Origin of the sequence: Xanthomonas sp. D-36-1 (assembly GCF_017746155.1) — a bacterium.
In the GTDB taxonomy this organism is placed as follows: Bacteria; Pseudomonadota; Gammaproteobacteria; order Xanthomonadales; family Xanthomonadaceae; genus Xanthomonas; species Xanthomonas cissicola.
This window is the reverse complement of record NZ_JAGHWR010000021.1, coordinates 1-15,777: the sequence shown is the minus strand read 5'-3', so window position 1 is coordinate 15,777 and position 15,777 is coordinate 1. Positions and strand designations below refer to the sequence as shown.

16 protein-coding genes and 1 pseudogene are annotated in these 15,777 nt (G+C 66.3%); 12 read left to right on the top strand and 5 right to left on the bottom strand.

Annotated features, from left to right (window positions below):
* Positions 1-145: 145 nt before the first annotated feature.
* Positions 146-346 (bottom strand): annotated as a pseudogene (locus J7367_RS06840) (PadR family transcriptional regulator); the annotation flags it as partial.
* Positions 347-533: 187 nt separating this feature from the next.
* Here J7367_RS06840 and mdcA point away from each other — a divergent pair.
* From mdcA to J7367_RS06790, 10 genes are all read left to right on the top strand, one after another.
* Positions 534-2,180 (top strand): malonate decarboxylase subunit alpha, encoded by a 1,647-nt coding sequence (gene mdcA / locus J7367_RS06835; RefSeq protein WP_057663440.1) that lies wholly within the window; start codon positions 534-536, stop codon positions 2,178-2,180.
* A gap of 9 nt (positions 2,181-2,189) precedes the next feature.
* On the top strand, positions 2,190-2,507 hold the full coding sequence (gene mdcC / locus J7367_RS06830; RefSeq protein ID WP_005914105.1) for a malonate decarboxylase acyl carrier protein: 318 nt from the start codon (positions 2,190-2,192) through the stop codon (positions 2,505-2,507).
* 136 nt (positions 2,508-2,643) lie between these two features.
* Entirely contained in the window at positions 2,644-3,546 is a 903-nt protein-coding gene (locus tag J7367_RS06825; protein WP_176214960.1) for a biotin-independent malonate decarboxylase subunit beta, read from the top strand.
* Complete coding sequence (gene mdcE, locus J7367_RS06820; RefSeq protein WP_057663433.1) at positions 3,537-4,241, top strand: biotin-independent malonate decarboxylase subunit gamma; 705 nt, start codon at positions 3,537-3,539, stop codon at positions 4,239-4,241. Before J7367_RS06825 ends, mdcE begins: the two co-directional genes overlap by 10 nt.
* A gap of 2 nt (positions 4,242-4,243) precedes the next feature.
* On the top strand, positions 4,244-4,885 hold the full coding sequence (mdcG, locus tag J7367_RS06815) for a malonate decarboxylase holo-[acyl-carrier-protein] synthase (RefSeq protein ID WP_057663430.1): 642 nt from the start codon (positions 4,244-4,246) through the stop codon (positions 4,883-4,885).
* Complete coding sequence (mdcB, locus tag J7367_RS06810; RefSeq protein ID WP_057663427.1) at positions 4,882-5,751, top strand: triphosphoribosyl-dephospho-CoA synthase MdcB; 870 nt, start codon at positions 4,882-4,884, stop codon at positions 5,749-5,751. The genes mdcG and mdcB overlap by 4 nt, the downstream gene beginning before the upstream one ends.
* On the top strand, positions 5,748-5,981 hold the full coding sequence (locus J7367_RS06805; protein WP_139792601.1) for a hypothetical protein: 234 nt from the start codon (positions 5,748-5,750) through the stop codon (positions 5,979-5,981). Before mdcB ends, J7367_RS06805 begins: the two co-directional genes overlap by 4 nt.
* Positions 5,978-6,898, top strand: coding sequence for a malonate decarboxylase subunit epsilon (gene mdcH / locus J7367_RS06800; RefSeq protein WP_057663424.1), 921 nt, complete (start codon positions 5,978-5,980; stop codon positions 6,896-6,898). Before J7367_RS06805 ends, mdcH begins: the two co-directional genes overlap by 4 nt.
* An 87-nt stretch (positions 6,899-6,985) precedes the next feature.
* Positions 6,986-8,341, top strand: coding sequence for an SLC13 family permease (locus tag J7367_RS06795; protein WP_057663422.1), 1,356 nt, complete (start codon positions 6,986-6,988; stop codon positions 8,339-8,341).
* Between the two features lie 78 nt (positions 8,342-8,419).
* The gene (locus tag J7367_RS06790; RefSeq protein WP_008576608.1) at positions 8,420-9,139 is read left to right on the top strand and encodes a GntR family transcriptional regulator; all 720 of its coding nucleotides are present in this window, start codon (positions 8,420-8,422) and stop codon (positions 9,137-9,139) included.
* A 149-nt stretch (positions 9,140-9,288) separates the two neighbouring features.
* On the opposite strand, the gene J7367_RS06785 is transcribed toward J7367_RS06790, so the two are convergent.
* From J7367_RS06785 to J7367_RS06770, 4 genes are all read right to left on the bottom strand, one after another.
* Positions 9,289-9,912 carry an HAD hydrolase-like protein gene (locus tag J7367_RS06785; RefSeq protein ID WP_007962444.1) on the bottom strand — a complete coding sequence of 208 codons (624 nt, stop codon included), beginning with the start codon at positions 9,910-9,912 and terminating at the stop codon, positions 9,289-9,291.
* 463 nt (positions 9,913-10,375) lie between these two features.
* Complete coding sequence (locus J7367_RS06780; protein WP_057663419.1) at positions 10,376-10,795, bottom strand: STAS domain-containing protein; 420 nt, start codon at positions 10,793-10,795, stop codon at positions 10,376-10,378.
* Complete coding sequence (locus J7367_RS06775; RefSeq protein WP_007969522.1) at positions 10,792-11,223, bottom strand: ATP-binding protein; 432 nt, start codon at positions 11,221-11,223, stop codon at positions 10,792-10,794. The genes J7367_RS06780 and J7367_RS06775 overlap by 4 nt, the downstream gene beginning before the upstream one ends.
* Positions 11,220-13,244, bottom strand: a complete 2,025-nt coding sequence (locus J7367_RS06770) for a SpoIIE family protein phosphatase (RefSeq protein ID WP_081027975.1) — start codon at positions 13,242-13,244, stop codon at positions 11,220-11,222. The genes J7367_RS06775 and J7367_RS06770 overlap by 4 nt, the downstream gene beginning before the upstream one ends.
* 219 nt (positions 13,245-13,463) lie before the next feature.
* Here J7367_RS06770 and J7367_RS06765 point away from each other — a divergent pair, with 219 nt between their 5' ends.
* Together J7367_RS06765 and J7367_RS06760 are read left to right on the top strand one after the other, a co-directional pair.
* Positions 13,464-14,063, top strand: coding sequence for a hypothetical protein (locus J7367_RS06765; protein WP_057663417.1), 600 nt, complete (start codon positions 13,464-13,466; stop codon positions 14,061-14,063).
* Positions 14,060-15,382: an XVIPCD domain-containing protein gene (locus tag J7367_RS06760; protein WP_057663414.1), complete on the top strand. Its 1,323-nt coding sequence runs from the start codon at positions 14,060-14,062 to the stop codon at positions 15,380-15,382. Before J7367_RS06765 ends, J7367_RS06760 begins: the two co-directional genes overlap by 4 nt.
* The last annotated feature ends 395 nt before the right edge of the window (positions 15,383-15,777 follow it).

Below are 15,777 nucleotides of genomic sequence, written 5' to 3'. Positions count from 1 at the left end.
ATGGGGAGCGTGCGTCTGTGAACCGGGAAATTCCCGCGGAAAGCGCCAGAAATGGCGAAATGGCGAAATTCCGAAGTTCCAAAAGCCACTCTTCGGAACGACGCCACCTTCCGCCCTGTCAGGTCTCGTTGTTCAGACCTTCCCTAGGCGTGTACAACCCTTTGAAGAGCGCGGCGATCTGCCGCATCAGCTCATAGCCATGGCGCGGACGCTCGGCGATGAGCGCCAGCAGCAGCAGGCGCAGATCGCCGTGTTCCAGCGGGCGGGCGCGCGCGCCGGCACCGCGGGCGCGGGCAGGCGCTGCATCGAGATCGACCGTTGGGCTGACGGAAGGGCGCTGTTTCATTCGATATATCGAAGCATGGAGAAACGATATATCGAAATTTGCCGATACACAAGCGCTCGGGCCTCAGGCGGCTGACCGCCTGTCCGGCGCCGAAACCGGATGCTGCAACGCGGCTAGACACGCGTGCCGCACATAATTACGATGTAATTACTTTGACATTACGGGCTCGTCCCGGCGAGGCACAGGCATGAGTCGACAGTGGGACACCCGGGCCGACAGCCGGCGTCGGCGCTTGCAGCGGGCCGCCGCGCTGGCGCCGCAGGGGCGTGTTGTGGCTGCCGACGATGTCGTGGCGTTGCTGGAAGCGGTGATCGAGCCGGGCGACCGCGTGTGCCTGGAAGGCAACAACCAGAAGCAGGCCGATTTCCTGGCGCGTTGCCTCACCGAGGTGGATCCGGCGCGCGTGCATGACCTGCACATGGTGCAATCGGTGCTGTCGCTTGCCGCGCATCTGGATGTATTCGAGCGCGGCATCGCCAAGCGCCTGGACTTTTCGTTCTCCGGCCCGCAGGCCGCGCGCCTGGCCGGGCTGGTGAGTGAAGGTCGCATCGAAATCGGTGCCATCCACACCTACCTGGAATTGTTCGGCCGCTACTTCATCGACCTGACCCCGCGCATCGCACTGGTCACCGCGCAGGCCGCCGATCGCCACGGCAATCTCTACACCGGCCCCAATACCGAAGACACGCCGGTGATCGTGGAAGCCACCGCGTTCAAGGGCGGCATCGTGATCGCGCAGGTCAACGAAATCCTCGACACCTTGCCGCGCGTGGATATTCCCGCCGATTGGGTGGATTTCGTGACCCAGGCGCCCAAGCCCAATTACATCGAACCGTTGTTCACCCGCGACCCGGCGCAGATCTCCGAGATCCAGGTGTTGATGGCTATGATGGCCATCAAGGGCATCTATGCCGAATATGGCGTGGACCGGCTCAATCACGGCATCGGCTTCGATACCGCCGCGATCGAGCTGTTGCTGCCCACCTACGCGCAATCGCTGGGGCTGAAGGGCAAGATCTGCAGGCATTGGGCGCTCAATCCGCATCCGGCGCTGATCCCGGCCATCGAATCGGGCTTCGTGCAGTCGGTGCATTCGTTCGGTTCCGAACTGGGCATGGAGACGTACATCGCCGCACGCCCGGGCATCTTCTTTACCGGCGCCGACGGCAGCATGCGCTCCAACCGCGCACTGTCGCAGACCGCCGGTTTGTATGCCTGCGACATGTTCATCGGCTCCACCCTGCAGATCGATCTGCAGGGCAACAGCTCCACCGCCACACGCGACCGCATCGCCGGTTTCGGCGGCGCGCCCAACATGGGCTCGGATGCGCGCGGCCGCCGGCATGCCAGCGACGCCTGGCTCAAGGCCGGGCGCGAAGCCGCAAGACCCGGCGAAATGCCACGCGGGCGCAAGCTGGTGGTGCAGATGGTGGAGACCTTCCGCGAACACATGGCGCCGGCATTCGTCGACACACTCGACGCCTGGGAACTGGCCGAACGCGCCAACATGCCGCTGCCGCCGGTGATGATCTACGGCGACGATGTCAGCCACGTGCTCACCGAAGAAGGCATCGCCAACCTGCTGTTGTGCCGCACGCCGGAAGAGCGCGAACAGGCGATCCGCGGTGTGTCGGGCTATACCGCGGTGGGCCTGGGGCGCGACAGGCGCATGGTCGAAAACCTGCGCGACCGCGGCGTTATCAAGCGGCCGGACGATCTGGGCATCCGCCCGCGCGATGCCACGCGCGATTTGCTTGCAGCGCGCACGGTGAAGGACCTGGTGCGTTGGTCCGGCGGCTTGTACGACCCGCCGAAACGTTTTCGCAATTGGTAAGGGCATAGCATGGAAACCCTGCGATATCGCTTTGATGGCCAGCGTGGCGCACGCGCCGGGCTGGAACACGCGCTGGTCGGCGTCGTGGCGTCCGGCAATCTGGAAGTGCTGGTCGAGCGCGTGCCGCTCGAGGGCGCGATGGAAATCGATATCCTCACCGCCGCACGCGGCTTTGGCGCGATCTGGCAGGCAGTGCTGGACGACTTCGCCGCACGTCACCCACTGCGCGATGTGCGCATCAGCATCAACGATGTCGGCGCCACGCCGGCGGTGGTGAGTTTGCGCCTGGAACAAGCGCTGGATGTGCTGCAGGGAGCCGACGCATGAGCCGCCAGCCAGCACACCCCAACCATCCCGTAGGAGCGCACCCGGGCGCGAGGGGCGTTGCCGGTAATACCCAGGTCGCGCCCAGGTGCGCTCCTACGCATGCCGTCGGGAGCCACCCATGAGCACCACCGTTCCCATGGCCCAGCGCAGCTACTACGAAGCCGATGCCCGCGAACGTATCGATGGTCTGCTGGATGCCGGCAGCCTTCGCGAATTTGTTGGCCCGCGGCGCCGCCTGATCAGCCCGCATCTGGCACAACTGGAGACACCCGGCGCGTTCGATGACGGCATCGTGGTGGGCGAAGGCAGCTTGCGTGGCCGCAATGTCTTGATCGCTGCGCAGCAAGGCGCCTTCATGGGCGGCGGCGTGGGCGAAGTGCATGGCGCCAAACTCACCGGCCTGCTGGAACGCGCCGCAACCACGCAGCCGGCCGCGGTGCTGTTGCTGCTGGACACCGGCGGCGTGCGTCTGCATGAGGCCAATGCCGGGCTGATCGCCATCTCCGAAATCATGCGTGCCACCTTGAGCGCGCGTGCCGCCGGTGTGCCGGTGCTGGCCTTGATCGGCAGCGGCAACGGTGCGTTCGGTGGCATGGGCATCGTGGCGCGCTGCTGCAGCGCGGTGATCATGTCCGAAGAAGGCCGCTTGTCGTTGTCCGGCCCGGACGTGATCGAAACCGTGCGTGGAGTGGAAGAGTTCGACGCGCGCGACCGTGCCCTGGTGTGGCGCGTGACCGGCGGCAAACACCGCTACCTGCTAGGCGAAGCGCAAACGCTGGTGGCCGATCGTATCGATGCCTTCGCCGATGCAGCGCTGGCCACGCTCGATGCACTCACCGAAGCGACGGGTGAAGCCGAATTGCAGGCGCTGGAGCATGCGCAGCAGCAGTTGGCAGCGCGCATCGATGCGTACGGCGATTGCCGCGACGGACTGGAGATCTGGAAGCGCCAGGGCATTGTCGATGCGCAGCGCCTGCCGTTGCTCGATACCGAGGCCTTTCTTGCCGCAACCGCAGACCGGAGCCTTCCATGGAACTGAGCCGCTTGCTCGATCAGCTGTTTCCGCTCGGTCACGCCATCGCGCGCAACGACGATGTGCTGACCGGCAGCGCAACCACCGCCGCCGGCGACGTCACCGTGATCGGTACCGCCAACAAGCTCGAAGTCGGCGTCGATCACGCCTTGGCCCTGGCTGCCACTGTCCTGGCAAGTACCCGCGCACACCCGCAGCGCCCGATCGTGATGCTGGCCGACACTGCCGGGCAGCGGCTGGCACGGCGCGATGAATTACTCGGCATCAACGGCTACTTCGCACATCTGGCACGTGCGCTGGAGTTGGCACGCAGGCGCGGCGCGCGGCTGATCACGCTGGTCTACGGCGAATCGGTCAGCGGTGGATTCCTGTCGTTCGGCTTGATGGCCGACCATATCCATGCGTTGCCCGATGCGCAGATCCGGGTTATGGATCTGCGCGCGATGGCGCGCGTGACCAAGCAATCGGTCGACACCTTGCAGGCGTTGAGCAAGAGCTCGCCGGTGTTCGCCCCAGGCGTGGAAAATTACGTGCGCATGGGCGCGGTGGAATCGCTGTGGGAGGGCGATCTGGCGCAGGCGCTGCTCGACGCACTGGCCGTCCCGGCCGACGGCGACCAGCGCCGTGCGCGCGGCGCGCAACGCGGCGGGCGCACGCTGGCGCGCGATGTCGCCAGCGCCGTGGCTGCGGGCGAGGCCTGAGCATGGCCGGCCGCCACGCCCTGGTGTGGTTGCGCGAAGATGCGCAGTGGCAGGCCGTCACGCCTGGCGCGCAGCCACGGCTGCAGCGGTGGTTCGCGGCCGGCCTGCCAGCGGTGGTGGCGCGTGGCGATGGCAGTCAGGCACCGGGCACCCTGCGGCTGGGTGTGCCGTTGCCGCCCAGCGAGGGCAAGCAGCGCCTGGCGTTACAAGCGCACGTTGCCGATGTCGCGCGCTGTTCCGTGCCACTGGCACTGGATGCAGTGCTGACACACGCGCCCGGTGCGCTGCAGCCGGCATTGCAGGGCTTGCTCACGCACGCCCGCGCGCACGCATTGCAGCCGCGCGTCTTCGGCAGCTTCGCGTTGCAGACCTTGACCGGCCTGACGTACGTGCACGCGCAATCGGATCTGGATCTGTTGTGGTCCATCGAAACTCCACAGCAGGCGCATGTGGTGATCGCGCTGTTGCAACGCTGGGAGCAGCGTCATGGTCTGCGTGCCGATGGCGAACTGCTGCTGCCCGGCGACAACGCGGTGAACTGGCGCGAGTACGCCGGCAACGCGCAACAGGTGTTGGTGAAATCCAACCAGGACTGCCGGCTGTTGCCGCGTGCTGCGCTGTTTCCGGTCCGGAGTGCGGCATGAGCGCGCAGCTGCAGCAACACTGGGTTGCCAGTGCGCTTGCGCCGCCGCGCCATGCTGCCTACCAGCTCGGCCGGCTGGCGGTTGGCGCCCTGCATGCAGAGCTGGCCTGTGCGCCCAAGCCGGGCTTGGTAACGCCGTTCGACAGCGGCAGCCACACCGACATGGATGCAGCCACGTTCGTGCGTAGCCTGTTCGCCTTGCGTGGCTATTTTGTCGCCATTGCCCAGGCCGGCATCGACCACGCGCCATTCGAACGGCTCCGCGAGCTGGGCATCGCGGTCGAGTCCGCGATGTTGCGCGCGACCTGTGGCGTCAATACCCATCGCGGCGCAATTTTCAGCCTGGGCCTGCTCACTGCGCAGGCTGCACGCCTGCGCAGTGAGCAGGGGCGGCGCCCCACGGCAGAACAGGTCTGCGATGGCGTACGCGCCTGGCGCGATGCATTGCGGGCTGCACCGTTGAACCCGCACAGCCATGGCCAGCGCGTGCGTGCGCAATACCGCATCAGTGGCGTGCGCGAACAAGCTGCGACAGGGTATCCACTGCTGCGTGAGATCGCACTGCCTGCGCTGCGGACCGCGCTTGCGGGTGGCGTCACGCGTGAAGCGGCGCTGGTGCAGACCCTGATGCAGCTCATCGCCCAGGTGGACGATCTCAATCTATTGCATCGTGGCGGGCCGGAAGGCCTGACATTCGCCAAGGCGCAGGCGGCAGCCTTCCTTGCCGACGGCGGCATTGCCCAATCGCAGTGGCGCGCGCGGTTGCATGCGATCGGGCAGCGCTTCGTCGCCCGTCGCCTGAGCCCCGGCGGCAGCGCGGATCTGCTGGCCTGTGCATGGTTCCTGCATCGGCAGGAGCTGGCATGAGCCGCGCTTGCGCCCTGGCTGCAGAACAAGTGTTGCCTGCTCAGATGCATGGCCGCGACATGTTGATCGCAGCCACGACGGCTGTTGACCTGTCTGCCGTCGCAACAAACCGCGCACGTTGTCCCTCGGTCAATCTCCGCGTCCAGGTTTGCCGGCACATCGCGCGCAATACCGAATACGGCAGCGTGCGCGCACGACAATCCTGCAAACTCGGTCAGGCCACTGCATGAGCCTGGCCGTGCTCTGCCCGGGCCAAGGCGGGCAACTCGCCGAGATGTTCGCGCGTGTTGCAGACGCACCTGCGGCGGCCGCCGTCTTCGCCAGCGCACAGCGCGTGCTTGGCGTCGCACCACAAACACTGGCCGCAGATCCGGGCCGCTACGCCAACGCCATCGCACAACCACTGGTCTGCGCCGGCACGCTGGCGCATTGGCAGGCACTGTGTGCGCAACTTCCCACGCCGCTGCTGGTGCTCGGTTATAGCGTTGGCGAGCTTGCCGCACATGCGGTGGCCGGCAGCATGTCCACCGACACCTGCCTGCAGCTGGCAGCGACGCGCGCCCGGCTGATGGATGCGGCCAGCCCGCAGCAGGCGGGGCTGATGGCGGTGATCGGTGTGCCCTTGCGCGCCCTGGAAACGCTGTGCCAGGCGCACGGCGCAGCGCTCGCGATCATCAACGGCGACGATCACGCCGTGCTCGGCGGCCCGCACGTTGCGTTGCGGGCGCTTGGCGAGGCGGCCAGCGCACAAGGTGCGCGCGTCACCTTGCTGCCGGTGAGCGTGCCGGCGCACACGCCGTGGTTGAGCGCGGCCGCCGAAGGCTTTGCCATCGAGCTGGAAAGCGCAGACCTTCTCGCCCCCAAGCTGCGCGTCTTGGCAGGCATCGATGCACGTGCGGTCGGCACGCACGCCCTGGTGGTCGACACGTTGTCCAGGCAGATCGCGCAGACCGTGCGCTGGTACGACGTGCTGGTGCAAGCCGCCGAACGCGGCGCACGCGTGTTTCTCGAACTCGGTCCTGGCAGCGCATTGGCGCGGATGGCGCGCGAGTTACTGCCGGCGTGCGAAGCGCGCTCGGTGGACGAATTCCACAGCACCCACGGTGTTGTCGAATGGGTCGCGGCTGCGTGCGAGCGCGCGGCATGACGATCAGGCAGGTGCTGCACACGGTGTGACCCCAGGGTGGCGGGCGGCCATCCGTGCTGTACGCGTATCAGGTGTCTGGGAGGGCGCATGACCCCGCAAATTGCAACGATTCTTGGCTTGGTGATCATGTTCATCGTCGCCACTGCATTGCCCATCAACATGGGGGCGGTGGCGTTCGCGCTGGCCTTCATCATTGGCGGCGTGTGGGTGGGGCTGGAGGGCAAGGAAGTGCTGGCCGGCTTTCCTGGCGACCTGTTCCTGACCCTGGTCGGCATTACCTATCTGTTCGCCATCGCGCAGAAGAACGGCACCATCGATTTGCTGGTGCATTGGGCGGTGCGTGCGGTGCGGGGGCGCATCGTCGCCATCCCGTGGGTGATGTTCGTCATTACCGGGCTGCTGACCGCCTTCGGTGCGCTGGGGCCGGCAGCGGTGGTCATCATCGGGCCGGTGGCGCTGCGCTTTGCCAAGCAGTACCGCATCAATCCGTTGATGATGGGGTTGCTGGTGATCCACGGTGCGCAGGGCGGCGGTTTTTCGCCGATCAGCGTGTATGGCGGCATCACCAACAAGGTGGTCGAAAAAGCCGGGCTGGACGTCAGCGAGATGGCGGTGTTCCTCACTAGCCTGGGCTTTAACCTGATGATGGCGATCATCTGCTTCTGCGCCTTCGGTGGACTGAAGTTGATGCGTCGGCAGGAGCTGTCGCTGGCCGATGCGCAGTACGTTGCGGTTGCCGGCGACCAGGCGTCGCACCGCGGCTTTGCGATCGAAGGGCACGGTGCACTGGTGGCGCCGGGCGGCGGCACCCTGTCCACCGACCCGCTGGCATTGGAGGCGGTATCGATCACCCGCGACCGCGTGATCACCTTGATCGGCCTGCTGGGCCTGGGCGTTGCTGCGTTGATCTACAACCTCAACGTCGGCCTGGTCTCGATCACGGTCGCGGTGGCACTGGCGCTGATTTCGCCCAACGCACAGAAGGGCGCGGTAGATGGCATCAGCTGGTCTACCGTGCTGCTGATCAGTGGCGTGGTGACCTATATCGCCGTGCTGGAAAAGTCCGGTGCGGTGGACTACATCGGTACCGGTGTCTCGCACATCGGCATGCCGCTGCTGGGCGCGCTGCTGGTCTGCTACGTCGGCGGTATCGTCTCGGCATTCGCCTCTTCGGCAGCGGTGCTGGGGGCCACCATTCCGTTGGCGGTGCCATTCCTGATGCAGGGCCAGTTGGGTGCGGCCGGGGTGATCTGCGCGCTGGCAGTGTCCTCCACCATTGTCGATGTCAGCCCGTTTTCCACCAACGGCGCGCTGGTGGTGGCCTCGGCGGCCAAGGAAGAACGCGACGGCCTGTTCCGCCGCTTCCTGATCTACAGCGGCCTGGTGGTGTTGCTGGGGCCGCTGGCAGCGTGGCTGGTCTTCGTGGTGCCGGGCTGGCTGTGATGCGGGCCACACGCCACAGCGCAGCGGGGCGCCCACGTAGAATGGGCGCCCCGCCCCGATGCCGACAGCCTGCCTACCATGACCCTCGCTCCTGATTCGCGCGCCTCCAAAAAGCGCGTGCCGCTGTACGAGGAAGTGGCCGAGCGCCTGCGTCAGAAGATCTACGATTACGCGCTGCCGCCGGGCGAGTGGATCGACGAGCCGGCCCTGGCCGAGGAACTCGGCATCAGCCGCACGCCGCTGCGCGAAAGTCTCAAGCTGCTCGCTGCCGAAGGCCTGGTGCAGCTGGATGCCGGCCGCGGCAGCCGGGTCACCCGGCTGACGCTGGAAGACCTCAACCAGTTGTTCCCGGTGATGGCGATGCTGGAAGGCCGCTGCGCGCACGATGCGGTCAAGCGCATCGACGCGGCCGGCGTGCAGCGCCTGGAAGAGCTGCATGCGGCAATGGAAGCCGCGTCGGCAGCCGGCGATGTGGCCGAGTATTACCGCAACAATTACCTGATCCACGAAACCGTGCAGCAATACGCCGGCAATCCCTGGTTGATCCGGGTGACGCACGATCTGCACCGCATCTTGAAGATGCACCGCGGCCGTCAGTTGCTCACGCCCGGGCGCATGGCGCAATCGCTGGCGGAACATCGCCAGCTGATGGACTGCGTGCGACGCGGCGATGCCGAAGGCGCCGAGCGCACCATGCACGGGCACCTGTTGAGCCAGGGCCAGGCCCTGGCAGCGTATGTCGCGGCCGGCGGCATGTTGAACGTACCGGCGCCGTTGCCGCGGGTCGGTGGGGTGTAGACGTTGGCGCTGTCCGGGCGCATCACCACGCGCCCCGGGATCGCAGCTTCCTTCTCCAATCCGGAGAAGGTGCCCGAAGGGCGGATGACGGGACGTCGACACCCATCACCGGCAATGCCCAGCGATTGCCAATCCCCCATCCCCGCCGCCTATTGTCCGCTCAACGCAAGCAGGTCTTCCACGCGTTCGATCAATTGCGTTCCGGCCAACCCGGCGAACACGTCCGGATGCGCATAGCCCCACGCCACCGCGGCAAACGGCAGGCCCACGACCTGTGCGGCTTCCCAGTCGGCGACCTGGTCGCCCACGTATACCGCTTGCGACGCAGTGTGCCCGGTGGCACGCAGCACACGACGCAAGGCGCGTTGTTTGCCCAGCAGATGCGCGCCGCCTTCGATGACGGCAAATGTGGCGCTCAACTCTGCGCCCAGCGCGCGTTGCACGTTCTCCACGGAGTTGGACGACACCACGGCCAGCCGGGTGCCCCGGGCATGCAGCGTGCTCACAGTGTGGGCAATGCCGGGAAACAACGCCACCGGTGGCGCGGCGCGCATGAGCCGGATGAAGTCGGCCGCCACCCATGGGACGCGCCACGTGCTCAGGCCCGATGCCTTGAGCAATTCGCGCGTGCTTAATCGACGGGCATCGTCGACTTCATGCGCTTGCGCCGCGCGAAAGCCATGCCGTTCGGCCAGCAGCCGCTGCGTGCTGAGAAAGAAACCAAACGAATCGGCAAGCGTGCCGTCGAAATCGAAAATGATCAGTGCGGGCATGACAACGCGCAGGGCAGGGCGTCATAGCCTAAAGCGTGTGATGCACGTTGAGATGAGATGCGTTGGCCGCCAGCGGTGCGGAGCGGGTGCTGCGTGGCGCCCGCTCCGTGCCGCTGGCGGCCAACCCGCCGGGAAGCGTCCTGTGGCGCGCCGATACCCCGCTGCGCGCCTTGCCCAGGCCGCCAGCCTGGGCCGCAGCGCACGCCTTGTCTCGATGCGCCACAGGACGCTTCGCACTCACCTCAACGGACATCACACGCTCTAACCAGGATGGCGCCCGGCACCCACGCACACAGGTCCCCACATGTGCGCGCAGGCGACGTCGGCGGCGACATCGATGTGGCGCGCAGTCGTCGGCACTGAAGGAAAGCCCGCAGCGCCCGCACTGCCTGCATGGCCGATGCCACGTACGCGCCATGCCGCGCTCACCCGGCCGTGAGCGCCGTCGGTAGGACAGCTGCGCTCAGGCTTCGGCGAAGTGCGGCACGATCGGCGCATCGCTCTGCGCGCTCTGTTCGATCACCTTGCGCTGCATCGCGGCCAGGTACGCGTCCAGCTCTTCGGTGGAGGCGAACACGTCGCTCAACGGTACCGCCTTGACCATGTCGAAGACCTTGCGGATCTGCGGTTGCGGGTTGCTCACCAGCACCTTGCCCTGGCGCGTGGCCAGCGCCTTGCGCGCCTTGAAGATGCAGCGGATGCCGGCGCTGGAAATGTATACCAGTGCGCTCAGATCGAGTACCAGCGTGGTGATGCGGGTGCCCAGCAACGGCGACAGCGCCGCGTCCAGGTCCTGGTAGGTGTGGGTGTCCAGCCGCCCGGTCAGAATGACGCGTTGACGGGTATCTTGCGGCGGGTCGATCTGGATGGCGAGCGTGGTCATGACAGGGCCTCGGGGACAGGGGCGTACGGGTGCAGCAGGGTGACGCGCACGACGTTATATGCACCATCGCGGCGATAGTCGATGTGATCGGCGAACTGATGGACCAAAAACAACCCCAGCCCGCCGATGGCGCGGTCGTCGAGCTCGTCGGTCACCTCGGGCATGGGCGCGGCGCAGGGGTCGAAGGCGCTGCCTGCATCGTGCATTTCCAATACCAGCGCCTGGGCGTCCAGCTGCAGCTGCAGGCGCAGCGGCTGTGCGGCGCACTGGCCGTGGGTCAGCGCGTTGCAGCCGAGCTCTTCCACGATCAACCGCACCTGGCCGATGCGCTCGGCGTGCAGGCCCTCGAGCGTGAGCGACTGTTCCAGCGCATCGTTGGCGCCGGCCAGCTGGGCCAGCGATGGCGCGATGGCCAAATCGAGCTTCATGCAGTCGTTGCCTTTCCGGGCGCGTCCCGGCCAGCGTGTGCGACCCGCCCAGCATGCTCCTGGCGCAGCCGGATCGCCAGCAGCGTGATGTCGTCGTACGGATCGGCCGTGCCGGTGAAACGGGCGATATTGGCGATCACCGCCTTGCATTGCGCCGCCGCGCTGCGGCGCGGGTGCAGCGCCGCCAGCAACCGCTCCAACCCGTAGCTGGCGCCGCGCTCGTCCATCGCCTCGGTCACGCCATCTGTGTAGCCCAGCAAGGTCTGCCCGGCGCTCATGCGGCCCTGCAGCACCGGATAGGACTCCTGCGGCTCGATCCCCAGCGGCGCACCGGTTTCCAGTGGCAACGGGCGTGCCGTGCCGTCGATATCGATCAACAGCGGCGGCTCGTGCCCAGCGCTGGCCAGCCAGTAGTCGCCGCTCACCACGTTGATCAGGCCGCACAGCACGGTGGCGAACATGCAGGTCTCGTTGTTTTCGGCCAACCGCGTGGACGCGGCAATCAAGATCGCGTCCGGGCGCGTGTACCGGCGCGCGGCAATCTCCAGCACGCTCACCGCGCGCGCCATGAACAAGGCCGCCGGCACGCCCTTGTCGGAGACATCGCCCACCACGAACCACAGCAGGCCCGGTTCGGTTTCCACAAAGTGGTAGAAATCTCCGCCCACCGCCTTGGCCGGTTCCAGCCAGGCGCAGGTTTCCAGATGCGAACTGGCGCGGTCGAAGGTGCGCCCGGAAGGCAGCATCGCCTGCTGGATCTCGCGCGCGATCTGCAGCTCGCTGTGCATGCGTTCGCGCGCGGCGGTCATCTCGCCGATCTCGGCGATGTGGTGGCGGATCGCATCGCGTGCGCTGTCGAAGGCGCGTGCCATCACGCCCACCTCGTCGTCGCGTTCGATGTGCTGCAACGGGTACTCGAATTCGCCACGACGAAAATGCTCGGCGGTGTCTGTCAGTTCTTCGATCGGTCGCGTCAACTTGCGCGTGATCCGCCGCATCAACCACCACCACACCATGGCGCCCAGCAGCGCGGCCAGCGCCACCCATGCCGCCAGCCAGTTCAGGTCGGCCAGCACGTAGCCTTCGGAAGCCGACAACACGAAGGTCCAGCCGCTGCGCCCCACCGCTGCGCTATGGGTCAGAAAGCGCTCGCCGTCGGGCGCGGTATGCGAAAACGAAATCGGCTGGCCGGCCGCCACCGCGCGTTGCAATGGCCGCAGATCCGGGCGCGAACGGGCCACATAGGCGGTGAGCGAGTGGCGCAGATTGAGTGCCGGGTCGGGGCTGAAGACCAGCAGGCCTTCCGGCGACAGCAGCATCGTCTGGATGCCGATATCGCGCGGCAGCTGATCGATGATCTCGCGCAGATGCTGCAACGGCAGGTCCACGCTCACCATGCCCACCGGCGCCGTGTCCGGTGCATCGCCAGGCCGGCGCAGTGGCAGGTTGTAGCTGGTGTACAGGCCGCCGCCGTTGGCATCCAGGTAGGGCTCGGACCACCATGCGCGGCCCTCGCGCTGGGTGCGCAGATACCAGGGCATCGCGCGATAGTCGTAACCCAGTTCCAGCGCGGATTTTTCCGCGATGCGCGTGCCGCTGCGGTGCACGTACCACACAAACCCGCTGTCGCCGGCCTTCTGCGTGCGCGGCGCAATGATCAGTCGCGCCGCCCCGATATCCGGGTCGCCGGTGAGCGTGGCCAGCAGCAACGCACGCAGATTGAACGGTTGCAGCCCCACGCCGCTACTGCTGGCGGCCAGCGTGCGCCCGCTCACCTGCACCGAATCGAGCAAGGCCGCCAGGCTGCGCGCGGTCTGTTCGGTCAGGCCATCCACCTCGGTGCGCGCCGCCTCCACCAGCTCGGCGCGCGCGCCCAGGTAGAACACCGTGCCCAGCACCGTCAGCAACGCCACCAGCACCGCGGTGGCCGCCAGCAGTACACGCATGCGCAAGCTGCGGCGCCAGGGCATGCGCGCGGCGATCGATGTCTGGTGGGGCAGTGATCGCGGGCGGTGGCGCATGGCGCACTCTTCGTGGCAGCAGCTGCGCTGGATCATGGCAGCTTTGCTGCCATGCACAACTCTCTGGCAGCCTCATCCTCACGTGGTGGCGATTGACCGGCCGAACGCGAGCGGACTAGATTGGCCGCCCACCTGCCACGGAGGCCGGCCTTGCGCCAGATGTTGACCCCAAGCCTGCTGGCCCTTTTGCTTACGGCCTGTCACTCCCCGGAGACCAGCATGACCCAGACCCATTCCTCCGCCACCGAGGCCACTGCAGCAGCCGACGTTCAGGCCGGCGGCCGCGGTCTTGCCAGGTTGAATCCGAGCCCGCGCAAGGCCTACGAGGTCACGCTCACCTTGGACAAGGCGCCCGGCGCTTTTAGCCTGGTGGAGGCTGCGGCGCAATACGATGTCAGCAACGAGCAGGAATGCGGCAAGATCCAGCCGGAAACCGGCACCGCCGGCCGCATCACCAGTCAGGAAAATGTGGCGCTCAAGAAGATTTCCGAGACCGAATACCGCGGCACGGTGTATCTGGATCTGATGCAGGACGAGGACTACTACGGTCGCGGCGTGTGCCATTGGGAATTCAGCGGCGCCAGCGTGCTGCTCAAGGCCACCGGCGCCGAAGATGAGACGCGGTTCTTGTCGTTTATCGAAGCCGCAACCGTGACTGGACAGACTGCATCGAGCAAGTACTACTGGAGCGAGCGTTACCCGCGATCGGAAATGAGCGATTTTCCCGATATGGGCAAGCGCAATATCGAAGAGTTCAAGCCAGAGATTCGCGACAAGCTGTTCACCATCACGCTGGCTGCCAAGGAAGTTGCGCCATGAGCATTCCTTCAACGCAATACGCCGGTCTCTCCGATGACGTTTATAAGGATCGTGCAGTAGGCCGCCGCGCCCCGGGGCAAGAAGAGATCGTGACAATCGAAGGACAGCGCTACGCTGTCCTCGAGCATGTCAACAATCAATCCAGCGGCTACCAGGGCACGATCTATCGACGTGAGGGGAGTGGCGAAATCGTTGTTGCGCATCGGGGCACCGAAGGTGCGGCCAACGACATTCTCACTGACGCCACCATGGTCACCTCGCGGACTAATCCGCAGGCAGCCGATGCGTTGGCATTGACCAAGCATGCCCTGGGGTACGCGAAGGAATTCGGTAAGGAAGAAGGACGTACGCCGGAAGTCACCGTCACCGGCCATTCGCTCGGCGGCGCGCTTGCGCAGGTGTCCGCACACCACTACGGCCTCAAGGGCGAAACCTTCAACGCGTATGGCGCGGCAAGCCTGAGTTACCGGATTCCGGAAGGTGGCAATAGCGTGATCAATCATGTCATGGCATCGGACCCGGTCAGCGCGGCATCGCCGCACTTCGGGCAGGTGCGCATGTATGCCAAGCCCGATGAGATCGCCACCTTGAGCGGTGCCGGCTACAGCAACAGCAAGGCCAACTTCCTGATTCCCGATTACCCGCTGGTTGCGGCCGGCGGTTCGCTCGGTGCGCACAAGCTGGGCAACTTTCTGGGCGAACATTCTGCGCTCAGGGACCCCAACGCGCGCCCGCTCGCCGAGCAGAACAAGCGCATGATCGACGAGTACCGCAGCGATGTGGACGGGCTGCGCACCGGTACCACCATCCTCACGCGCAGCGCGCGCGGCCTCGGCCAGGACGCCATCGACGCCATCCGCGGCCCGCTCGCGCCGGGCGAGCCGGCCAAACGCGACGCACGCGAGCATGGCAACGGCCACACCTCCTTGCGGATCGATCAACCCGGACACGTGGGCAATGGCTTGTTCCAGGATGCCCAGCGCGGCGTGCACGCGCAGGACGCACGTGCCGGGCGCACGCCCGACCAGCACAGTGCGCAGTTACCCGGTTCGCTCGCATCGGAAATGCACGCCGCCGGTGGCCAGCGCATCGATGCGGTGATGATGAGCCCGGATGCCGCACGCACCTTCGCCGTGCAGGGCCGCGTCGACGACCCGGCACAGCTGCGCGTGAGCGTGGACACCATGACGGCAATGAATACTCCGCTGGAACAGAGCAGCCAACGCGTTGCCGAAAACGCGGCGCGTCAGTCGGTGGTATTGGAACAGCAACAATCGCAGACCCAGCAACAGCAGCAGGGCGCACGCGCCATCGGCTAAGGGGAGCGGGGCATGGGGCCGCCGCGTTTGTGTGCAGTGCCACACCACGCTGCCGCCCATGCCGCACGCCGCCCGGACTGCACATCGCCACCATCCAACGCTGCATCAAGACGCCGGGCCTGCCCGGCGTTTTTGCGTTCGTTCGCGCAATAACGCGCACCGCTGCTGCTGCATCTGCACAACAACCGGCCCGCAGCAGGTGTGCGAACGCAAGGTTTTCCTGCGTCGAGATATGCCACAACTCCTCCGTACCTATGGAAGGTCTGAACAACGAGACCTGACAGGGCGGAAGGTGGCGTCGTTCCGAAGAGTGGCTTTTGGAACTTCGGAATTTCGCCATTTCTGGCGCTTTCCGCGGGAATTTCCCGGTTCACAGACGCACGCTCCCCATCGCC

Bases quoted from the DNA above. Each gene is read 5' to 3' on its own strand.
- J7367_RS06760 (WP_057663414.1), top strand. From the start codon at position 14,060: ATGAGCATTCCTTCAACGCAATACGCCGGTCTCTCCGATGACGTTTAT.
- J7367_RS06770 (WP_081027975.1), bottom strand. From the start codon at position 13,244: ATGCGCCACCGCCCGCGATCACTGCCCCACCAGACATCGATCGCCGCG.
- J7367_RS06765 (WP_057663417.1), top strand. From the start codon at position 13,464: ATGACCCAGACCCATTCCTCCGCCACCGAGGCCACTGCAGCAGCCGAC.
- J7367_RS06790 (WP_008576608.1), top strand. From the start codon at position 8,420: ATGACCCTCGCTCCTGATTCGCGCGCCTCCAAAAAGCGCGTGCCGCTG.
- mdcB (WP_057663427.1), top strand. From the start codon at position 4,882: ATGAGCGCGCAGCTGCAGCAACACTGGGTTGCCAGTGCGCTTGCGCCG.
- J7367_RS06805 (WP_139792601.1), top strand. From the start codon at position 5,748: ATGAGCCGCGCTTGCGCCCTGGCTGCAGAACAAGTGTTGCCTGCTCAG.
- J7367_RS06775 (WP_007969522.1), bottom strand. From the start codon at position 11,223: ATGAAGCTCGATTTGGCCATCGCGCCATCGCTGGCCCAGCTGGCCGGC.
- mdcA (WP_057663440.1), top strand. From the start codon at position 534: ATGAGTCGACAGTGGGACACCCGGGCCGACAGCCGGCGTCGGCGCTTG.
- J7367_RS06795 (WP_057663422.1), top strand. From the start codon at position 6,986: ATGACCCCGCAAATTGCAACGATTCTTGGCTTGGTGATCATGTTCATC.
- J7367_RS06780 (WP_057663419.1), bottom strand. From the start codon at position 10,795: ATGACCACGCTCGCCATCCAGATCGACCCGCCGCAAGATACCCGTCAA.
- mdcC (WP_005914105.1), top strand. From the start codon at position 2,190: ATGGAAACCCTGCGATATCGCTTTGATGGCCAGCGTGGCGCACGCGCC.
- J7367_RS06825 (WP_176214960.1), top strand. From the start codon at position 2,644: ATGGCCCAGCGCAGCTACTACGAAGCCGATGCCCGCGAACGTATCGAT.
- J7367_RS06785 (WP_007962444.1), bottom strand. From the start codon at position 9,912: ATGCCCGCACTGATCATTTTCGATTTCGACGGCACGCTTGCCGATTCG.
- mdcH (WP_057663424.1), top strand. From the start codon at position 5,978: ATGAGCCTGGCCGTGCTCTGCCCGGGCCAAGGCGGGCAACTCGCCGAG.
- mdcG (WP_057663430.1), top strand. From the start codon at position 4,244: ATGGCCGGCCGCCACGCCCTGGTGTGGTTGCGCGAAGATGCGCAGTGG.
- mdcE (WP_057663433.1), top strand. From the start codon at position 3,537: ATGGAACTGAGCCGCTTGCTCGATCAGCTGTTTCCGCTCGGTCACGCC.